The following is an 18,545-nucleotide window of genomic DNA, read 5'->3' as shown; positions in this document are numbered from 1 at the left end:
AAGAGTATGAAAAAATTGGTATTTGGATCCGTAGTTATAATGGCATTTATTGCCGGCAGCCTGAGTTGCTGTTCTGCTAAAAAATCTCCTGAAAAGGGCGCTACGACGGACACTGTTCATGGTTTTGCAATAATGGAATTATTTACATCACAGGGTTGCAGCAGCTGTCCTCCCGCAGATGAGTTACTCGGCAAATATGCGGCACAAAACAATCCGAACATCATTCCACTTTCATTTCATGTCGATTACTGGAACCGGCTCGGCTGGAAAGATTCTTTCAGCGACGCCGCATTTTCGCAACGGCAACGTACCTATGCCAGCCAAATTGTAAATAGTTCTGTTTATACTCCTCAACTGGTAATAAATGGTGTCACAGAAATGGTGGGCAGCGAAGTAAACAAAGTTGAAGCTGCCGTCAAGATGGCGCTTCTCCATAAACCTTCCGCAACGATTGTTGTCAATAGCACGGAAATTAAAAAGGATGCAATTGTTATCGGGTATAATATAACCGGTAACGTTAGCAAGGCTGATGTACTGGCCTTGTTAGTGCAAACTAAAGCCAATACTAAAATTAAAGCCGGGGAAAATAATGGCGCAATGCTTACAAGCTATAACGTAGTTAGAAGTATGCAATCAATGCCGGCAAAACCAGCGGGAACCTGCACCTTAGCCTTACCGTCCTCTTTTGAGAAAGATAAATTCAGTGTTGTTTTATTGATTCAACAAAAAGATAATTTGGCAATAACCGGGGCTGCCAGAGTCAAGTTATAAAAAAACCGTTGCCGGTAAAGCAACGGTTAAGGCTTGTTGTAGTTATTATTTTACTGCATTTTTACAAGGCTAACCGAAGTTGCCTTTGCAGTAATTGGCACAGACTGACCCATTACATCAATTGTTCCGGTCAGGTCCATGGTACTCTTATTTTCTTTCTGCACATTGCTTGCCATATCTACTGTAACGGCAGATACAATTTTACTTGTCATAACTGCATTCATATCCATACCCTGCATCTGCATGGTTTTATTTATATCCAGCACACTGTTAACTGTAACCGCAGCTACTTTATTGGCAACAGAGTTCAGAGTGTAAGTCCTTACCAGTTTCATTCCTTCACCCGCTGTACTATCTTTCCAGCTTTCACCTGATTTCTTGCCTGAAGGGATTACCAAAAACAAAATGCCGGTAATATTATCCTGGCCGCCGCCCATCATTTCCATAACAGCAGCCATAGGATTAGCATCAGCAGTGCTATCTTTTTTTGTTGTGTCGGCTGATGCTATTGTCTTTCCTTCATTGGTTATTTCAACATCTTTTGGCACATTTAATTTGTCTTTATAGAGGGCGCCGGCTTCTCCATCCATATCTTCTTTTTTGTCACTGTCAAAAGTTTTTTCCTGTCCCATACCACTGAAAGTAGATTTGAGGTAAGTTAGCTTTTGTGTAATGACATAGCCATTGCTTTTTACATCTTTTATGTCGGCACTTAATTTAGTGGCACTGCCAATTTTCATTTCCATGCTCTGGCCCATCATTTCCTGGTTTACACTTCCGTCAGAGCTGGATTCCACAATATAATGCTGTCCTTTCTTGACAACAATTTTTCCAGACGGAGCCTGTGCAAATGCATTTACACAGCAAACGGATAAAAAAACTACTACAATTCTTTTCATGTTGATTACTTTTTGGTCTGCAAATTTAATTACAATTAAGAGATATCCATTTTGTTTGCAGATGATTTTGCAAATTGGCTTATTTAGGATAGACCAATATTGTTTGTTAAAGTTAAATAAACATCCTGCAGCCTTAATTGTTTAGCAATAACACACCTAACACAGGTAAGAAGGTTTACACTTTATAAAAAAACGAAAACAAAATTATTGGGTATTACCTTTGTAGTAAGCGTAAAAACAAGGTTATGGAATTTGTAGATTATTATAGCATTCTGGGCGTTGATAAAAAGGCAACGGAAGATGACATTAAAAAGGCGTATCGTAAACTGGCGAGAAAATTACATCCTGATCTGAATCCCAACGATAAGGATGCCCACAAAAAATTTCAACAGGTGAATGAAGCCAATGAAGTGCTGAGTGATCCTGAGAAAAGAAAAAAATACGATCAGTACGGAAAAGACTGGCAGCATGCGGACCAGTTTGAACAACAACGCCACTCGCAACGGCAATCACCATTTTCTTCCGGCGGCAGCCAGTTTGGCGGCGGCGATGAGGGAGATTTTTCAAGTTTTTTTGAATCTATGTTTGGAGGATCCGGCCGCAGCAGGCAAACAAAATTCAGGGGGCAGGATTACAATGCCGAATTACATCTTGGCTTAACAGAAGCTATGGAAACACACCAGCAAACCCTGGCGGTAAATGGAAAAAATATTCGCATCACCATTCCGGCCGGTGTAGAAAACGGGCAGGTAATTAAATTAAAAGGACATGGCGCCCCTGGAGTGAACGGCGGTCCTGCAGGTGATTTGTTTATCACTTTTGTAATTGCGCCGCACCACGGCTTTAAGCGAATGGGTAACGACTTGTATACACACGCTGAAATTGATTTATATACAGCGATGCTCGGCGGCGAAACCACTATTGATACACTGAAAGGAAAAGTGAAATTAAAAGTGAATCCTGAAACCCAGTATGGCACCAAGATCCGGCTAAAGGGAAAAGGTTTTCCTGTGTATAAAAAAGAAGGTGAGTTTGGTGATTTGTATGTTACCTACGATATAAAATTACCCACCAATCTTACAGAAAAGCAAAAGGAATTGTTCACTGAATTATCCAAGCTTAAATAATCATCGTATGCCAACCTCACAATTGATAGCAGCCACTGAATTTTGTATTTACCATAATATAGAATTATCGTTTATTGAATCTTTGCAGCAATCAGGTTTAATAACCGTAGTTGTACAGGAAGAAAGAATATTTGTAGAGGAGAATGAATTGCCGCAACTGGAAAAAATGGTAAGGTTATATCACGAGATGGATATCAACCTGGAAGGCATAGAAACCATTACTTACCTGTTGCAGCGCATGAATGATATGCAGCGGCAAATTGCAGAATTAAACAAGCGGTTAAGCCTGTATGAAGGTTGATTTTTAATTGCTGAATAAAAAAAATCCCTTCTACTACAGGAAGGGATTTTTTTTAAAGTATAATCTGTTGTTATGGGAAAATGCCTAGTTCTGTATAAGTAATGGCCACTTTATTGATGGCGCTAACGTAGGCGGCTGTGCGCATGTCGGGTATGCCTGGGTTGCTGTGCCAGATATCCATAATCTCCCTTGTGGCATTGATCATGGTTTCTTCCAGGCCGCTGTGTACAAGGTCTATTTCTTCAGCGCCATGCATAATAATCTGTCTTTCTTTGTCAACAACCGGTTCGCCTTTTAACTCTTCAATCTGCGCCAGTATCCGCGCATTTAAATTTTCTGTAAAACGCTTCTCCAGGCGGCCATAGCGTACATGGCTCAGGTTTTTCAACCACTCAAAATAACTTACCGTTACACCACCTGCATTCAGATACATATCCGGTACGCATAAAATCCCTTTTTCTATAAATATTTCATCTGCTTCAGGTGTGCAGGGACCATTGGCCGCTTCACCTATAATTTTTGCTTTTATCCTGGGGGCGTTATCTCCGTTAATTACATTTTCCAGTGCTGCAGGAATCAGGATATCACATTCCAGTTCCAACGCATCCGAAGTTTGGGCCAGCATAGTTGCGCCGGGGAAATTAACAACAGAACCAGTTTTGATTCTAAACTGCAACAAGTCTTCTTCATTTATTCCATTTGCATTATATACAGCTCCGTCATGTTCCGCAATGGCAATTATGATGGCACCATTTTCCCTGAAAAATTTAGCAGAATGATAGCCTACATTTCCAAGCCCCTGTACTACTACTTTTTTTCCGGCAACACCCACCGTTAGTCCCAACCTTTTCATTACATCAGGCATATTGCATACTTCCCTCACTCCATAAAAAACGCCCAGTCCGGTTGCTTCTTTACGACCGCGAACTCCACCTTGTGTAATAGGTTTACCGGTTACGCAACCAGCGGCATCTATTTCGCCGGGTTTGAGTGATTGATAGGTATCAACAATCCATGACATTTCTCTTTCTCCTGTACCATAGTCAGGCGCCGGCACATCTATACCAGGACCGATAAAGTTTTTCTTTACCAGCTCAGAAGTGTACCGCCGGGTAATCTTTTCCAGTTCATATACACTGTAATTCCGCGGGCTGATTTTTATACCACCTTTCGCACCGCCGAAGGGTACGTTAACGATGGCGCATTTATACGTCATCAATGCGGCCAGCGCCATTACCTCATCCTGGTTTACTGCATGGCTAAAGCGGATACCGCCTTTGCAAGGAGATTTATGCTGGCTATGCTGTACGCGGTAGGCTTCTACCACTTCAATACTGCCGTCATCCCGTTTGATGGGGAAATTCATCCTGTACACACTGTTACAGGCTTTAATCTGTTCTAAAATGCCATTATCCCACTTGGTAAATAAGGCTGCTTTATCAAAGCTTTTTTCTACGCTTTCGAAAAAACTGTACGTTGTTTGTGCTGACATAATTTTTGTTTAAATGATGCAATCGTAAATAAATCATAGCAACTGGCAGGCAGCTATTGAAGTTTTCCTGTGTGGTGCTTGGGGTTGATTGTAAAAAGATTTCACAACCAGCTTACTGTTGAAAGTATTTTTTAATCTGATACATAAGTAATCAGCTCGAAACTGTATTATAAATAACTCTGTTGTATTAAATTTATTGCAAAGGAAGTGGACTAATTTAGGAAGGCTTAAAATCAGTAAACACAATAATGGGGCAGGCAGTTGCTACCCGTTTTCTTTTTCAATTTTGCCTATCTTCCTGTCTATACTTACAACGTATAAAAGCAGCCCGGCCAGTATGGTTATGCAAACAGCAAGCACTACATAAATTTTTCCATTACTACGCATCCCTGTTTGCTCATTATCACTCATCTGGGCAAACAGATTTGAACTAAACAAAAGTGCTGGTACGCTTAGCAACAGGTAATAAATTTTATTCCGCATTGAGTAAATTTTTATCTCTGATTAATTCAATCCTGATATTTAAAGTGCTGATCCAGGCGCCCAGTAAAGTCCAGCCAATTACTGCCGGCAGAAATACCAGTTGCATATTGGCATCAAGATCTGCACCGTTTAAACCGGGGTTGCCTTCAACACCCTTGCCGCCGGGATGTAAAGACTCCACCATTCTCGGTAAAATCATTATTAAGGGAATGTAAATAAAGTAGGCAAAGATGTTGTAGACCGCACTTACTTTAGCCCGTTTGTCAATATCAGGTACTGCATTTCTCAGCACCAGGTAGGCAAAATAAATCAGCAGGGCAATGGCAACGCCAATTTGTTTGGGGTCGTTGCTCCAGGGCGATCCCCAGGTGTAAGTGGCCCAAATGGATCCGGTAACCAATCCTAATATGCCCATTAAAATACCGGTTTTAGCGAAGCATACTGCAAAAATATCATACTTTAAATCAGGCGTACGTAAATATAAAATGGAGTATACCAGGGAAATACTGAGCAGGGTAATTTGACCAAACCACATGGGAACATGAAAAAAAAGATTACGGGCAGTTTCCTTTAAATTACCGATATGGGGTATATGTATTAAAAATCCAGCGGTAAAAGTGTAAATCAATAATACTACCGCTAATATCTTCCACCAGCTTTTACGCATTTTTAAATAATAAGAAGGCAAATTTAGGGGAAAGCTGCCTTTATTGGGTGATAATTTTTAAAACTATAACGGGTATAGAGAGGGGAGCTCAATGCTTAGTCTTTCCACAGGAATGGAAATAAAATAATGGACAATATAAGCACCATAATATCCAGCCCCACAATAAGGCCGGTTAAATTTAAAACTGCTCCTGTCCGGAACTGTTCGCCAAAAGCTGCTTTGGACAAACGGATTACCAGTAATAACTGAGGCACAATTAAAGGGAAACCCAGGATGGCCATCAGGGCTGCATTTTGTTGCGCCTTGGCTGCAATGGCTGCAAGTAATGTAAACACGAGGCTTAAACTAATGCTACCCAGACATACAATACCTAAAAAAACAAGGGGTTTATCAAGTGGATTTTTTAATAGCAGGAAAAAAAGCCCAAGGCTCATCATGCTCATCAGCAGCATTAAAATGATATTGTAAATTAATTTGGCTATGATAAATTCCCTGGCGCCAGAAATAGAATAAAAATAAAGCATGCGGCCACGGCTTTCCTGTAAAAAACTTTTGGCCACGGCATTTACACAAACAAACAATTGTATCACCCAAAACAACGCATTCCATACATCCGGCTCCGGGTTACTGAGGGACAGGTATAATACAAATATAGTAGACGCTACATATAACAATATGCCATAAAAGCTATGCTGCTGCCTTAGCTCCAGCAGTAAGTCTTTTTTTAATAAAGCAAAAATTGTTTTCATTAAAATGTAGCGCTTATTTATAAATCAGGTTTTCAAACTGCGTGTTAGGAATTTATTATTTTTAGTATAAAGAACCCCGCCTCAATATTGAAATGGAGGTTAGTCTTTCAGCAGGGCACATATCCTGCAACGGGGTTCATATATGTCTTTTTCACCTAGTACCACCTGTCCAGCCGCGGCAGTTTTACGGTAACTGATATTAGCGATATTACCGCACTTTACACAGATGGCGTGCAGTTTAGTTATATAATCTGCAATGGCTAAAAGGTTGGGCATTTGGCCAAATGGTTTCCCAGTATAATCCATATCCAGCCCCGCAATTATTACCCTTATGCCCCGCAGTGCCAGCTGTTCGCACACGTTACCAATTTCCGCATCAAAAAATTGTGCTTCATCAATGCCTACCACATCAACCTCACCTGCGAGCAGCAAAATTGTTTGTGAGCTTTCAACCGGTGTACTCTGAATAAAATTGGTATCATGACTTACAATATTTACCTGGTCGTAGCGTACATCTATGGCCGGTTTAAAAATTTCGTAAGTGAGGTTGGCTATTTTTACCCTCTTTAAACGCCTGATGAGTTCTTCAGTTTTTCCGCTAAACATGCTTCCACAAATCACTTCAATAGAACCCCGCCCGCCTTTTAAATTTGGCTCAATAAACATTTATATATTTTTTAGAGATTGAGTTTGTAACTTTATTTTGAATGTTTGCAAAGATTGCCCTTTTAAGGCATTAGTCAAAACTAAATTTCTTTGTAATTGCTTATTAACAAATAATGGTATTTATGGAAAGAGTGGAAACACTTTTGCAGCAGCTGCAACAACAAGTAACTCAAAAATTTCCTCCGGAAAAAATATTGCTCACAGTAGAAATGATGCGCCATGAATTAATGCGTGTGCAGGGAATGCAACCGACGCAAACCAGCAAACTGGTAACAGTATCCATGCCAATGCAAAATCCACAACCAAGATCAGCATCATCAGATGTTCAGCAAGAAAAAATAGTAGAAGTGCTGCAGGTAGATGAAGCCGCTATGGAAGCGGAGCTTGAAGAGATAAAACGCAATGCGTCTGTTATGCAACATATCAGCGCTACCAATAAACCAACTGTTCAGTACCAGCCGATTGATGAAATTCCAACATTCATTCACCAACCGGTTGCTGCCCCAAAAAGAGAAATCAACGAAGCTGTAGCCACTGAAAAAATATCTTTGAACGATACCTTGAGAGAATCTTTTAAAGAGCTGAGTTCTAAACTAAGTGATGGCCCCGTGAAGGACCTTAAAAAAGCAATTGGTGTTAACGACCGCTTTTTATTTATCAGTGAATTATTTAGAGGAGATGAAGCAATGTACGAACGTAGTATAAAAACAATTAACAGTTTTACCATCTGGCCTGAAGCAGAATACTGGATCAAGCGGGAGTTAAAAATCAAGATAGGCTGGTCGGAAGATAACCGGATTGTGCAGCAGTTTGATCAACTGATCAGGAGACGATTTGCCTGAATAAAATCTGCTATTTTTTTTGATGCGCCGGCATTGGAATACACATAAGTTTTTGCTGCTTTACCGGTTGTCTCTAATAATGTTTTGTTTTCCCACAATTTATTTAGTTCAGCCTCCAGTTCCAGGGCACTGTTAATGCTGATGCCTCCGCCACAATTAGTAAGCTCAATGGCCTCAATAAATTTTTCAAACTCAGGCCCATAAATTACAGGCTTTCCAAACACTGCTGCTTCCAGCACATTGTGTACGCCGTCGCCTCCAAATCCGCCACCAACATAGGTTATATCAGCATAGAAATACAGGCGGGAAAGCATGCCTACATTATCGATGATCAAAACATTTGTTGTAACACCGGGGGCATCTTTCAACTGTGAATAAAGTACTGCTCCGCTGAATTGTTTCTGAACGTCTTCTAAGTTATCCGCATCAATTTCATGCGGCGCCAGGATAAATTTTATCTGCGGATTGGCCTTTACATAATGAATTAATTCAGCTTCATCCTCCTCCCAGGTGCTGCCTGCTACGATAACTTTATTTTCGCCACAAAAACTTTGTATCATTGGAACCTGTGTAAACTGTGCTGCAATTTCGATCACACGGTCAAACCTGGTATCGCCACTTACGGTTACATTTTTAGCAAATCCCGCTTTGGTAAGTAATTCCTTTGATGCTTCATCCTGAACAAAAAAATGCGTAAAACTCGGCAGAATTTTTTTCCACATCCCACCATACCATTTAAAAAATGGCTGCCTGTTTCTGAAGATGCCGGATACCAATAAAACCGGAATATTATGTTGCTTAAAAGCCTGCAAATAGAAAAACCAATACTCATATTTCACCCATAAAACCAGCGAGGGCTGAATGATAGAAATCATTTTGTCAGCATTGGCTTTACTATCGATGGGCAAATAAAAAACAGCATCTGCCCCGGTGTAATTTTTTTGGACTTCGTAGCCACTGGGCGAAAAAAAAGTAAGCACCACTCTTAATGACGGGTTTTGTTTTTTTAACAATTCAAGTACGGGTCTGCCTTGTTCAAATTCCCCCAGGCTGGCACAATGCATCCATACCGTTTTTATATTATTATCACGCGGAAACGTGATTCCCGGAAATTTTTTTCTGCCCGAAACCCACAGTCCTGCCTTAGCATTCCATGGTGATAAAATTTTAAGACCCGCGATATAAAGCGAGAGGAAAATGCTATAAAGAAAGGTGCCCAATTAGTTGTTTTACAACAAAGCTAACAGCAAAAATTCAAATACAATCAGTTGCTATTACTATAGGATCAAATTTGAAACTGCCCTTGAATCCCTATCTTTGCCAACGAAAAAATTATATATGAGGCCTCTGCAGATGGTTGATACAAAAACACAGTACCTGAAAATAAAACCAGAGGTGGATGCAGCTGTGTTGAGTGTGATGGAAAGCAGTCAGTTTATCGGGGGGAAAGTGGTAAATGATTTTGCGGCAAACCTGGCTGCATACAACGGCGTAAGGCATGTTATTCCCTGCGCCAATGGTACCGACGCTTTGCAGATTTCTATGATGGCATTAGGACTTAACCCTGGTGATGAAGTAATTACCCCGTCGTTTACCTACATAGCTACGGTAGAAGCGGCCGCATTGCTGCACCTGCAACCTGTTTTTACAGAAGTTGATAAACGGACTTTTTGTATGGATGTGGAAGCGCTGGAAAAGGCCATTACCCCTAAAACAAAAGCCATTATTCCTGTGCACTTGTATGGGCATGCGGCTGAGATGGAGCAGATTATGGCGATTGCAAAAAAACATAACCTTTTTGTTATCGAAGACAATGCCCAGGCAATAGGCTGTGATTATACATTTGGTGATGGGCAGATAGTAAAAACCGGCAGCATCGGACATATTGGATGTACCTCTTTTTATCCGTCGAAAAACCTGGGTGCATTCGGCGATGGGGGGGCAATATTTACCAATGACGATGCGTTAGCAGAAAAATTAAAAATGATTGCAGCACATGGGCAAAGCAAAAGATATTATCATGAAATGGTGGGCTGCAATTCAAGATTAGATGCGATACAGGCTGCTATTCTTGACATTAAATTACAGCACCTGGATGAATACATCGCGTCGCGGACAAAGGCAGCTGATTTTTATGACAACGCTTTTGCAGGTTATAAGCAAATAACTACTCCGTTCCGGGCTTCGTATTGTAAACATGTTTTTCATCAGTACACATTAACGCTAAACAACGTTGACCGGGATGGATTAAATAAGTACCTGGCTGAAAATGGAATTCCCTCAATGATATATTACCCCGTGCCCTGTCATAAACAGAAAATGTTTGACGCCTTTGGCGGAAAAAATTACCAGCTTGCAACTACGGACTGGTTAACTGAAAGAGTGATTTCGTTACCAATTCATACCGAGCTGGATGAAGAACAGCAAACATTTATTGCATCTAAAATCTTAAACTATATAAACTAAACATTAATTATGAAGATAGCAGTTGTAGGAACAGGCTATGTTGGCCTTGTAACCGGAACCTGTTTTGCAGAAACAGGAAACGAAGTAGTGTGTGTGGATATTGACAAGACCAAAGTAGACAAATTGTCTTCAGGAAAAATAACAATTTACGAGCCCGGGCTGGAAAAAATATTTTTAAGAAACCAGCGTGAAGGAAGGTTGCAGTTTACAACATCTCTTGCAGATGGGATAAAAGATGCCCAGGTTATTTTTCTTGCATTACCAACACCTCCCGGAGAAGATGGAAGTGCGGATTTAAAATATATATTAGGTGTTGCAAAAGATTTGGGCGCCCTTATAAAAGCAGGAGATTATAAAATAATTATTGATAAAAGCACGGTGCCTGTGGGTACTGCCGCAAAGGTAGAAAAGGCATTGCTTGACAATGGAGGCATTGAAGGAACATTTGATATTGTGAGCAATCCTGAATTTTTAAGAGAAGGTGTTGCGGTAGATGATTTTATGAAGCCAGACAGGGTAGTTATTGGCACTTCTTCAGATAAGGCAAAAAAAGTATTGAATGATTTATATGCACCCTTTGTACGCCAGGGCAACCCGGTAATTTTTATGGATGAAAAAAGTGCTGAGTTAACAAAGTATGCTGCCAACTCGTTTTTAGCAACCAAAATAACTTTCATGAATGAAATTGCACAGTTGTGTGAACTGTTGGGCGCTGACGTAGACATGGTCCGGAAAGGAATTGGCAGTGACGAACGCATTGGCCGGCGCTTTTTATTTCCGGGCATTGGTTATGGAGGTAGTTGCTTTCCTAAAGATGTGCAGGCACTGGCAAAATCGTCTATTGAAGTTGATTATAGTTTTAAAATACTCGATGCAGTAATGGAAGTGAATGAAAAACAAAAACTTCACCTGGTGCCAAAAATAAAATCTTACTTTAATAATGACCTGAAAGGAAAAAAAATTGCATTGTGGGGATTGGCGTTTAAGCCTAATACAGATGACATCAGAGAGGCACCAGCCTTATATTTAATTGATGCGTTTTTAGAGGCCGGTGCCACAGTGGCTACCTTTGATCCCGAAGCTATGAACAATGTGAAGCAGCTGGTAGGGGATAAGATTACTTTTGTAGAAAGCCAGTATGATGCGCTGAAAGATGCTGATGCATTGGTAATTGCAACAGAATGGAGTGAGTTCAGAACACCGGATTTTAAAAAGATAACATCCCTGTTAAAGAACAAAGCTATTTTTGACGGACGTAATTTGTTTGATTTAAAACAGATGGAAGACCTGGGGTATCACTATGTAAGTATTGGTAGAAAAGCAATTGTTCAAAATAGCTAAATGGATGATTTCTAAATTACCGTGGCTGATATAGAAGCAGCTTTAATCTATATAAGATTTTTCAAGTTAAGAAGAGATCACCAACGGCTATTCAAAAATAAGATATCCAACATAAATATAAAAAATCAGACTTTAAACGAGTAATATGGCAAACAAAAGGGTATTGATAACGGGAGCTGCTGGCTTTTTAGGATCACATTTGTGTGACCGGTTTATAAAAGAAGGGTTCGATGTTATCGGAATGGATAACCTGATCACCGGTGATATAAAAAACATCGAGCATCTTTTTAAGTTAAAAGAATTTGAGTTTTATCATCATGATGTTTCTAAATTTATACATGTTTCCGGCCCACTCGATTACATACTTCATTTTGCTTCACCAGCCAGCCCGATTGATTATTTAAAAATACCTATCCAGACTTTAAAAGTTAGTTCACTTGGTACCCACAACTGCCTCGGACTTGCCCTTTCAAAAGGAGCAAGAATGTTGGTAGCAAGTACCAGCGAAGTGTATGGCGATCCTTTGGTTCATCCCCAAACGGAAGAATATTGGGGCAATGTAAATCCCATAGGACCACGGGGTGTATATGATGAAGCCAAACGATTCCAGGAAGCTATTACCATGGCCTACCATACTTTTCACCACCTGGAAACAAGGATTGTAAGAATATTCAATACATACGGACCAAGAATGCGCCTCAATGACGGACGTGCATTACCAGCATTTATTGGGCAGGCATTGAGAGGGGAAGATTTAACGGTGTTCGGTGATGGAAGTCAGACAAGGAGTTTTTGTTATGTGGCTGATTTGGTGGAAGGCATTTACCGGCTGTTAATGAGCGATCATGAGCAACCTGTTAACATTGGCAATCCGGATGAAATTTCTTTAAAAGATTTTGCGGAAGAAATTATAAAGCTAACAGGCACATCACAAAAAATTATCTATAAGCCCTTGCCTACAGACGACCCTAAACAACGTCAACCGGATATTACAAAGGCAAAAGAAATTCTCGGCTGGCAGCCTACTGTAAATCGTGCCGAAGGATTAAAGATTACTTACGAGTATTTTAAATCGCTCCCGCAGGAAGAATTGTATAAATTGCCTAAGGAATTTATTAAGAAAAAATAGGCAATAGCTTATGTGGGACGTTTTGCTAGAAAATCAGGCAATTAGTTGTAAAACTAAATGTGGGTTTCCGCAAAAAACAGTTTAAATATTAAATTAACCACTCCGTTTTGGAGAAATAACGATCTATGCCATTTCCCCACAGGGGTTAGAGGCGTGTAAAATAAATTTAGAATGGAATACAAGGAACTGATAGATAAAAATAAAATACTGGCAGTAATAGGGCTGGGGTATGTTGGCTTACCGATAGCGTTGGAATTTGCAAAAAAAATTAAAGTCATTGGCTTTGATATCAATGCGAAGCGGGTGGACATGATGCGTAATAATATCGACCCAAGTAAAGAGTTGGAAACAACTGCATTTGATGGATGTGATATCGAATTTACCAATGATCTTGAAGTACTGAAGCAGGCTTCTTTTTATATAGTAGCCGTACCTACACCGGTGGATGAACACAATGTGCCAGACCTGGTGCCGGTTACGAGAGCCAGTGAAACGATTGGCAAAGTGATAAAAAAGGGCGATTATGTTGTTTTTGAAAGTACTGTTTATCCAGGCTGCACCGAGGAAGACTGTTTGCCGATTATTGAAAAATTAAGCGGTCTAAAAAATGTAGTGGATTTTAAAAGCGGCTATTCGCCTGAAAGAATAAACCCGGGCGACAAGGAACATACCTTGGCAAGAATTATAAAAGTGGTAAGTGGTTGTGACGCTGAAAGCCTTGATTTGATTGCGAAAGTATATGAATTGGTAGTAACAGCGGGCGTACACAAAGCATCCAGCATAAAAGTAGCAGAGGCAGCAAAAATTATTGAAAACACGCAGCGTGATTTAAATATTGCGCTGATGAATGAGTTGTCTATTATTTTCGATAAAATGGGGATCAATACTTTTGAAGTTTTGGAGGCTGCAGGAACCAAATGGAATTTTTTGAAATTTCAGCCTGGCCTTGTTGGAGGGCACTGCATAGGTGTTGATCCGTATTACCTGACGTATAAATCTAAGGAACTGGGATATGACAGCCAGGTTATCTTAGCGGGGCGTGTTATCAATGACGGAATGTCTGGCTATATAGCAAAAAAAGTGTTGCGGCATATCATTCAGCATAATGGTAATATAAAAAACGCGAAGGTGCTTGTGATGGGTGCCACGTTTAAAGAAAATGTGAGTGATATCAGAAATAGTAAAGTGGCTGATGTTGTAAAGGAATTACAGTCTTACTCGCTCAATGTTCATGTAACTGATCCGCATGCTTCAAGCACGGAGCTGATGCATGAGTATGGATTTGGCTTAACTACAAATATCGGAAATGATTATGACGCAGTAATTGCTGCAGTACCTCACAATGAATATAAACAACTGGGTGACGATTATTTTACAGGTATTACAAAGCCTGAAGCGATGATAGCCGATCTGAAGGGTATTTACAGGACGGCAATAAAAAGCCGATTGTACTGGAGTTTATAAATAACCTGGATAATAAGAGCCCAGCTTTTTTACAAAGACTAAAATTCGATGGATAATTTTTTTCATACCAAAGATTTAACCACTGCTGATTTTTTAATAACAGGCGGAGCAGGTTTTATCGGCAGCCATATTGCGGAATACTTATTAAAAAATGGTGCACGCAAGGTAAGGGTGCTGGATAATATGGCGAATGGGTTTGATTCAAATTTGTCAATTCTCCGTCAATACCCCGCATTTGAATTTATAGAAGGTGATATCCGAAATGCGGACATCTGTCAGCAAGCCTGCATGGGGATTAATTATATAAGCCACCAGGCAGCCCTGGGCTCTGTACCACGATCCATCAAAGAACCGGTTTACTTTAATGAAGTAAACGTTGGCGGCTTTATGAACATGCTTAAAGCGGCGGCTGATAACAAAGTTGAGCAGTTTGTTTATGCCTCATCCTCTTCTGTATACGGCGATGAGCCAACCTTGCCTAAAGTGGAAAGTAGGGTGGGAAACTGCTTATCTCCTTATGCTGCAACAAAAAAAACAAACGAATTGTATGCCCAGGTTTTTGCCAGGACATACGGCTTAAAAATAATGGGTTTCCGTTATTTTAATATCTTTGGCCCGCGCCAAGACCCTGATGGGGCTTATGCAGCGGTAATTCCTTTGTTTGTAAAAGGAATTATGAAGCAGTTACCTGTATATATTAATGGCGATGGAGAACAAACCCGCGATTTTACTTTTGTAGACAATGCGGTGCAGGTTAATGTAAAAGGTATGCTGACTGATAATGCGGCGGCGTTAGACCAGGTTTATAATGTGGCGGTTGGCGAAAATTTTTCTGTAAATTATTTATTTAATGCGTGCAGGGACTATTTAGATAGTACATTTGAAGCAACCTACAGGGAACCAAGGGCAGGTGATATCCGGAATTCGCTGGCAGACATTTCGCTTGCAAAGAATTTGCTGGGTTATGAGCCGGTTAAAAATTTTAAAGACGGGTTAACCGAAACAATCGAATTTTTTAAAAAATTATATTCTTAAACATTTAATTATTTATGCCTTTTACCGCAACTGATTTTCCGGGATTATTGATTTATGAACCAAGAGTATTTAATGATGACCGTGGCTATTTTTTCGAAAGCTACAATTACAATACTTTCACAGATGGTGGCGCAACAATGACTTTTGTGCAGGATAACCAGGCCCGATCTACTTACGGTGTAATCCGCGGGTTGCATTTTCAGTTAAACCCCAATGCGCAAACTAAATTAATCCGTTCACTGAGCGGTACTATCTTAGATGTTGTGGTTGACCTGAGAGTTGGTTCACCAACTTTTGGTAAGCACTTCAGTATAGAATTATCAGCAGAAAATAAAAAGCAATTACTGGTACCCAGGGGATTTGCTCACGGGTATTCCGTATTGACAGAAACCGCTGAAGTATTGTATAAATGTGATGGTTTTTATCACAAAGAAAGCGAAGGCGGATTGATGTACAATGATCCCACACTGAATATCGACTGGAAGGTACCGGCAGGCAAAGAAATGGTAGCTGCCAAAGACCTGGTGCTTCCTAATATAGAAGACTGCAAAACCAATTTTACTATTTAATTTTTATTGTGGCAGAAAAAAAGACAATTTTAGTAACCGGTGCCAACGGGCAACTCGGTAACGAAATGAAAGTAATCAGTGCATCATTTCCGGCGTATAATTTTTTATTTGTAACAAAAGATGAACTCGCAATTGATGATCCGGAAGCAGTAAAAAGCTATTTTGATAACCATGCAATTGACTATTGTGTCAATTGCGCCGCTTATACTGCTGTGGATAAAGCTGAAACAGAAACTGAAAAAGCCATGCTGGTGAATGCAACTGCGGTAGGTAATCTGGCTGCTGTTTGCAAAACGCACAACGCCCTGTTCATACACGTTTCAACAGATTATGTTTTTGATGGCACCGCCACCATTCCTTATACAGAAGATTTTCCGGTTGCACCTGTAAATATGTATGGCGCAACCAAATTAAAAGGAGAAGAATTGGCGCAGGAAAATAATGCAGGCAGTATTATCATTCGCACTTCCTGGGTATACAGCAGCTTTGGAAATAATTTTGTAAAAACGATGCTGCGCCTGATGAAAGAAAAGGAAAGCCTGAATGTTGTAAGCGACCAGGTAGGTTGCCCGACTTATGCTGCCGATCTTGCTGCAGCCATTATGCAAATCATTGTGTCAGAAAAAGCAACATCACACGCCGGTATTTATAATTATTCCAACACCGGCGTTATCAACTGGTACCAGTTTGCGGATGCAATCAAAGAATTATCCGGTAGCAAATGCATGGTTAATCCCATTCCATCATCCAGTTATCCAACGCCGGCAAAACGGCCTTCCTATTCGGTAATGGATACAACTAAAATTCAAAAGAGCTTTGATTTAAATATTCCTGCGTGGAAAGACAGTTTGGTTAAATGCCTGCAATTGTTAGACGCTTCATAACTCCGCTTCAGGGGATGGGGCTTACTTAAACCACCTGCTCACATAAGATTTATAATATTTCTGAGCAAGCCATGCAATGCGGCGTTGAGTGCTTTTTGTTTTAGTTGAGATACCGGCAGAAAGCAACCCATTATGCGATCCCTGCTCTGTTATAGGCGGATCAGCCCAATACATTTTTATCACACCTGTATCAATCAAAGTATTGTGCCACCAGTCGATTACCTGCCTGCATTTATGCGTTTCCAGATCCTTCAGCATGTTCTTTGCAGCCTGTAGATCCAGCAAATATGCACCGGCGCACCGCCCCTTAATTGCCGGGTATAACAGTTGCCCTTTGCGTAATTTTTTAACTGCAGGAAATTGCAGTGTTGTATTTTCAAGAGAGATGATAAAGCCCGGAGTAAGTTTGGCGGCTTCAGCCGCTATTTTTTTTATCTGCTCAACAAAGTCACCTAAAAAGAAAGGGTCATTTTCAAATACCAACGCAAAGCGATTATTGCGTTTTACCATCCGCTCATAACTTAAGATATGGTTGAGCGTACAACTCAATACGCCAACAGACAATACCTGTTTTATATCGGCTGAAAAATATTTATCCAATAATGCCTGATCAAAACAACTGGGGTCACCATCCGTTACATATTCAAATCGCAAGCCATTTTTTGCAAATAATTTATTGATCCTGTTCTCATGAAATTCGTAGCCTTTTTTTGCATGAACAATGTAAATGTCCTCTATGCCAAACTCTTCAATCATCCTCCTGTTTTTTATTGCTGCTGTGCTTCTTTATTGCGCACAAAAATTAATTTGGTACCACCTTTTTCTGTCTCCCGCTTTTCAATTTCAAACTGCGGTAACGATTTCATCAGCGGCGTGAGTTTTAAAAAGCCATAATTCCTCGGATCGAAATTAGGCTGTTTTTTTAACACCAGGTTGCCGACATCGCCTAAAAAGGCCCAGCCATTTTCATCGGCCAAATCATCAATGGTGGCTTTTATAATTTTAAGCGTTTCCCTGTTTACTTTGTCAACAACCGCTTTGGTAGTAGGTTTGCTGGCCTTAGCAACAACGGTTTCAGGTTCGCCTGATTCAAACAAAGGAATAATTTCCATGTAAATAAACTTATCGCAGGCAACTATAAAAGGGTTGGGCGTTTTCTTTTGACCAATGCCAAACACTTTCATTCCCGCTTCCCGTAACCTTGTTGCCAGTCTTGTAAAATCGCTATCGCTGGAGATGATACAAAATCCATCGACCTTACCGGAATAAAGGATATCCATGGCATCAATAATGAGGGCGCTGTCGCTGCTATTTTTGCCACTGGTATAGCTGTATTGCTGAATGGGTGTAATTGCATTTTCAAGCAATACATTCTTCCAACCGGATACCGTAGGTTTTGTCCAGTCGCCATAAATTCTTTTGAAGGTTGGCGTGCCGTATTTGGCTATTTCTTCCATCACGCCTTTGACGTTGCTGTAAGGCACATTGTCTGCATCTATCAGTACAGCCAGCCGTATATCTTTTTGAAAGTCCATTACACAAGTTACTTCTTTTATATAATTTTATTTCCGCTTCGAAGTTATTTGCAATCAGCGGTCTCGACAATTTACTTTTCATTAATGAGATTACAGCCTTACTTTTTCTGACACTAAAATGTCTT

The 18,545-nt window shown here is 40.3% G+C and carries 20 protein-coding genes; 11 read left to right on the top strand and 9 right to left on the bottom strand.

The features are described from left to right. The first annotated feature begins 6 nt into the window (after nucleotides 1–6). Nucleotides 7–771: a DUF1223 domain-containing protein gene (locus QWZ08_RS24150; RefSeq protein WP_290340185.1), complete on the top strand. Its 765-nt coding sequence runs from the start codon at nucleotides 7–9 to the stop codon at nucleotides 769–771. A 50-nt stretch (nucleotides 772–821) separates the two neighbouring features. Here the strand turns inward: QWZ08_RS24150 and QWZ08_RS24145 are convergent, their stop codons facing one another. After that, a complete protein-coding gene (locus tag QWZ08_RS24145) occupies nucleotides 822–1,670 on the bottom strand; it encodes a DUF6263 family protein (RefSeq protein ID WP_290340184.1) in 849 nt (282 codons plus the stop codon). A gap of 245 nt (nucleotides 1,671–1,915) precedes the next feature. Between QWZ08_RS24145 and QWZ08_RS24140 the strand changes: the two genes are divergently transcribed. Together QWZ08_RS24140 and QWZ08_RS24135 are read left to right on the top strand one after the other, a co-directional pair. Then, nucleotides 1,916–2,797, top strand: coding sequence for a DnaJ C-terminal domain-containing protein (locus tag QWZ08_RS24140; RefSeq protein ID WP_290340183.1), 882 nt, complete (start codon nucleotides 1,916–1,918; stop codon nucleotides 2,795–2,797). Between the two features lie 7 nt (nucleotides 2,798–2,804). Beyond that, nucleotides 2,805–3,098 carry a chaperone modulator CbpM gene (locus QWZ08_RS24135; protein WP_290340182.1) on the top strand — a complete coding sequence of 98 codons (294 nt, stop codon included), beginning with the start codon at nucleotides 2,805–2,807 and terminating at the stop codon, nucleotides 3,096–3,098. Nucleotides 3,099–3,168: 70 nt separating this feature from the next. On the opposite strand, the gene QWZ08_RS24130 is transcribed toward QWZ08_RS24135, so the two are convergent. From QWZ08_RS24130 to QWZ08_RS24110, 5 genes are all read right to left on the bottom strand, one after another. Further along, nucleotides 3,169–4,590 carry a Glu/Leu/Phe/Val family dehydrogenase gene (locus QWZ08_RS24130; protein ID WP_290340181.1) on the bottom strand — a complete coding sequence of 474 codons (1,422 nt, stop codon included), beginning with the start codon at nucleotides 4,588–4,590 and terminating at the stop codon, nucleotides 3,169–3,171. A 264-nt stretch (nucleotides 4,591–4,854) separates the two neighbouring features. Then, nucleotides 4,855–5,073 (bottom strand): CcmD family protein, encoded by a 219-nt coding sequence (locus QWZ08_RS24125; protein ID WP_290340180.1) that lies wholly within the window; start codon nucleotides 5,071–5,073, stop codon nucleotides 4,855–4,857. Continuing rightward, a complete protein-coding gene (gene ccsA, locus QWZ08_RS24120; RefSeq protein ID WP_290340179.1) occupies nucleotides 5,063–5,740 on the bottom strand; it encodes a cytochrome c biogenesis protein CcsA in 678 nt (225 codons plus the stop codon). Before ccsA ends, QWZ08_RS24125 begins: the two co-directional genes overlap by 11 nt. 95 nt (nucleotides 5,741–5,835) lie before the next feature. Then, nucleotides 5,836–6,489 (bottom strand): heme exporter protein CcmB, encoded by a 654-nt coding sequence (locus QWZ08_RS24115; RefSeq protein WP_290340178.1) that lies wholly within the window; start codon nucleotides 6,487–6,489, stop codon nucleotides 5,836–5,838. 99 nt (nucleotides 6,490–6,588) lie between these two features. After that, a complete protein-coding gene (locus tag QWZ08_RS24110) occupies nucleotides 6,589–7,155 on the bottom strand; it encodes a thymidine kinase (RefSeq protein WP_290340177.1) in 567 nt (188 codons plus the stop codon). Between the two features lie 122 nt (nucleotides 7,156–7,277). Here QWZ08_RS24110 and QWZ08_RS24105 point away from each other — a divergent pair, with 122 nt between their 5' ends. Next, complete coding sequence (locus tag QWZ08_RS24105; RefSeq protein ID WP_290340176.1) at nucleotides 7,278–7,997, top strand: DUF8457 domain-containing protein; 720 nt, start codon at nucleotides 7,278–7,280, stop codon at nucleotides 7,995–7,997. Here QWZ08_RS24105 and QWZ08_RS24100 read toward each other — a convergent pair. Further along, complete coding sequence (locus QWZ08_RS24100) at nucleotides 7,970–9,217, bottom strand: 3-deoxy-D-manno-octulosonic acid transferase (protein WP_290340175.1); 1,248 nt, start codon at nucleotides 9,215–9,217, stop codon at nucleotides 7,970–7,972. The two genes, QWZ08_RS24105 and QWZ08_RS24100, sit on opposite strands and share 28 nt — an antisense overlap. Nucleotides 9,218–9,335: 118 nt before the next feature. Here QWZ08_RS24100 and QWZ08_RS24095 point away from each other — a divergent pair, with 118 nt between their 5' ends. The 7 genes from QWZ08_RS24095 (at nucleotide 9,336) to rfbD (ending at nucleotide 16,885) form a co-directional block, all read left to right on the top strand. Next, on the top strand, nucleotides 9,336–10,463 hold the full coding sequence (locus QWZ08_RS24095) for a DegT/DnrJ/EryC1/StrS family aminotransferase (RefSeq protein WP_290340174.1): 1,128 nt from the start codon (nucleotides 9,336–9,338) through the stop codon (nucleotides 10,461–10,463). Nucleotides 10,464–10,472: 9 nt separating this feature from the next. Then, nucleotides 10,473–11,804, top strand: a complete 1,332-nt coding sequence (locus QWZ08_RS24090; protein WP_290340173.1) for a UDP-glucose dehydrogenase family protein — start codon at nucleotides 10,473–10,475, stop codon at nucleotides 11,802–11,804. Between the two features lie 145 nt (nucleotides 11,805–11,949). Continuing rightward, a complete protein-coding gene (locus QWZ08_RS24085; protein WP_290340172.1) occupies nucleotides 11,950–12,933 on the top strand; it encodes a UDP-glucuronic acid decarboxylase family protein in 984 nt (327 codons plus the stop codon). Between the two features lie 171 nt (nucleotides 12,934–13,104). Further along, nucleotides 13,105–14,397 carry a nucleotide sugar dehydrogenase gene (locus tag QWZ08_RS24080; protein ID WP_290340171.1) on the top strand — a complete coding sequence of 431 codons (1,293 nt, stop codon included), beginning with the start codon at nucleotides 13,105–13,107 and terminating at the stop codon, nucleotides 14,395–14,397. Nucleotides 14,398–14,445: 48 nt separating this feature from the next. Next, nucleotides 14,446–15,432 carry an SDR family oxidoreductase gene (locus QWZ08_RS24075; RefSeq protein ID WP_290340170.1) on the top strand — a complete coding sequence of 329 codons (987 nt, stop codon included), beginning with the start codon at nucleotides 14,446–14,448 and terminating at the stop codon, nucleotides 15,430–15,432. Between the two features lie 14 nt (nucleotides 15,433–15,446). Then, the gene (gene rfbC / locus QWZ08_RS24070) at nucleotides 15,447–16,001 is read left to right on the top strand and encodes a dTDP-4-dehydrorhamnose 3,5-epimerase (RefSeq protein WP_290340169.1); all 555 of its coding nucleotides are present in this window, start codon (nucleotides 15,447–15,449) and stop codon (nucleotides 15,999–16,001) included. A gap of 8 nt (nucleotides 16,002–16,009) precedes the next feature. Then, on the top strand, nucleotides 16,010–16,885 hold the full coding sequence (gene rfbD / locus QWZ08_RS24065; RefSeq protein WP_290340168.1) for a dTDP-4-dehydrorhamnose reductase: 876 nt from the start codon (nucleotides 16,010–16,012) through the stop codon (nucleotides 16,883–16,885). Between the two features lie 21 nt (nucleotides 16,886–16,906). Here the strand turns inward: rfbD and QWZ08_RS24060 are convergent, their stop codons facing one another. Continuing rightward, on the bottom strand, nucleotides 16,907–17,641 hold the full coding sequence (locus QWZ08_RS24060; protein ID WP_290340167.1) for a glycosyltransferase family 25 protein: 735 nt from the start codon (nucleotides 17,639–17,641) through the stop codon (nucleotides 16,907–16,909). Nucleotides 17,642–17,652: 11 nt separating this feature from the next. Beyond that, nucleotides 17,653–18,420, bottom strand: coding sequence for an NYN domain-containing protein (locus QWZ08_RS24055; protein WP_290340166.1), 768 nt, complete (start codon nucleotides 18,418–18,420; stop codon nucleotides 17,653–17,655). Nucleotides 18,421–18,545 lie beyond the last annotated feature (125 nt).

This window comes from Ferruginibacter paludis, assembly GCF_030409685.1.
Classification (GTDB): domain Bacteria; phylum Bacteroidota; class Bacteroidia; order Chitinophagales; family Chitinophagaceae; genus Ferruginibacter; species Ferruginibacter paludis.
The sequence above is the reverse complement of the archived record's forward strand: the minus strand, read 5'-3'. Positions and strand labels throughout refer to the sequence as shown.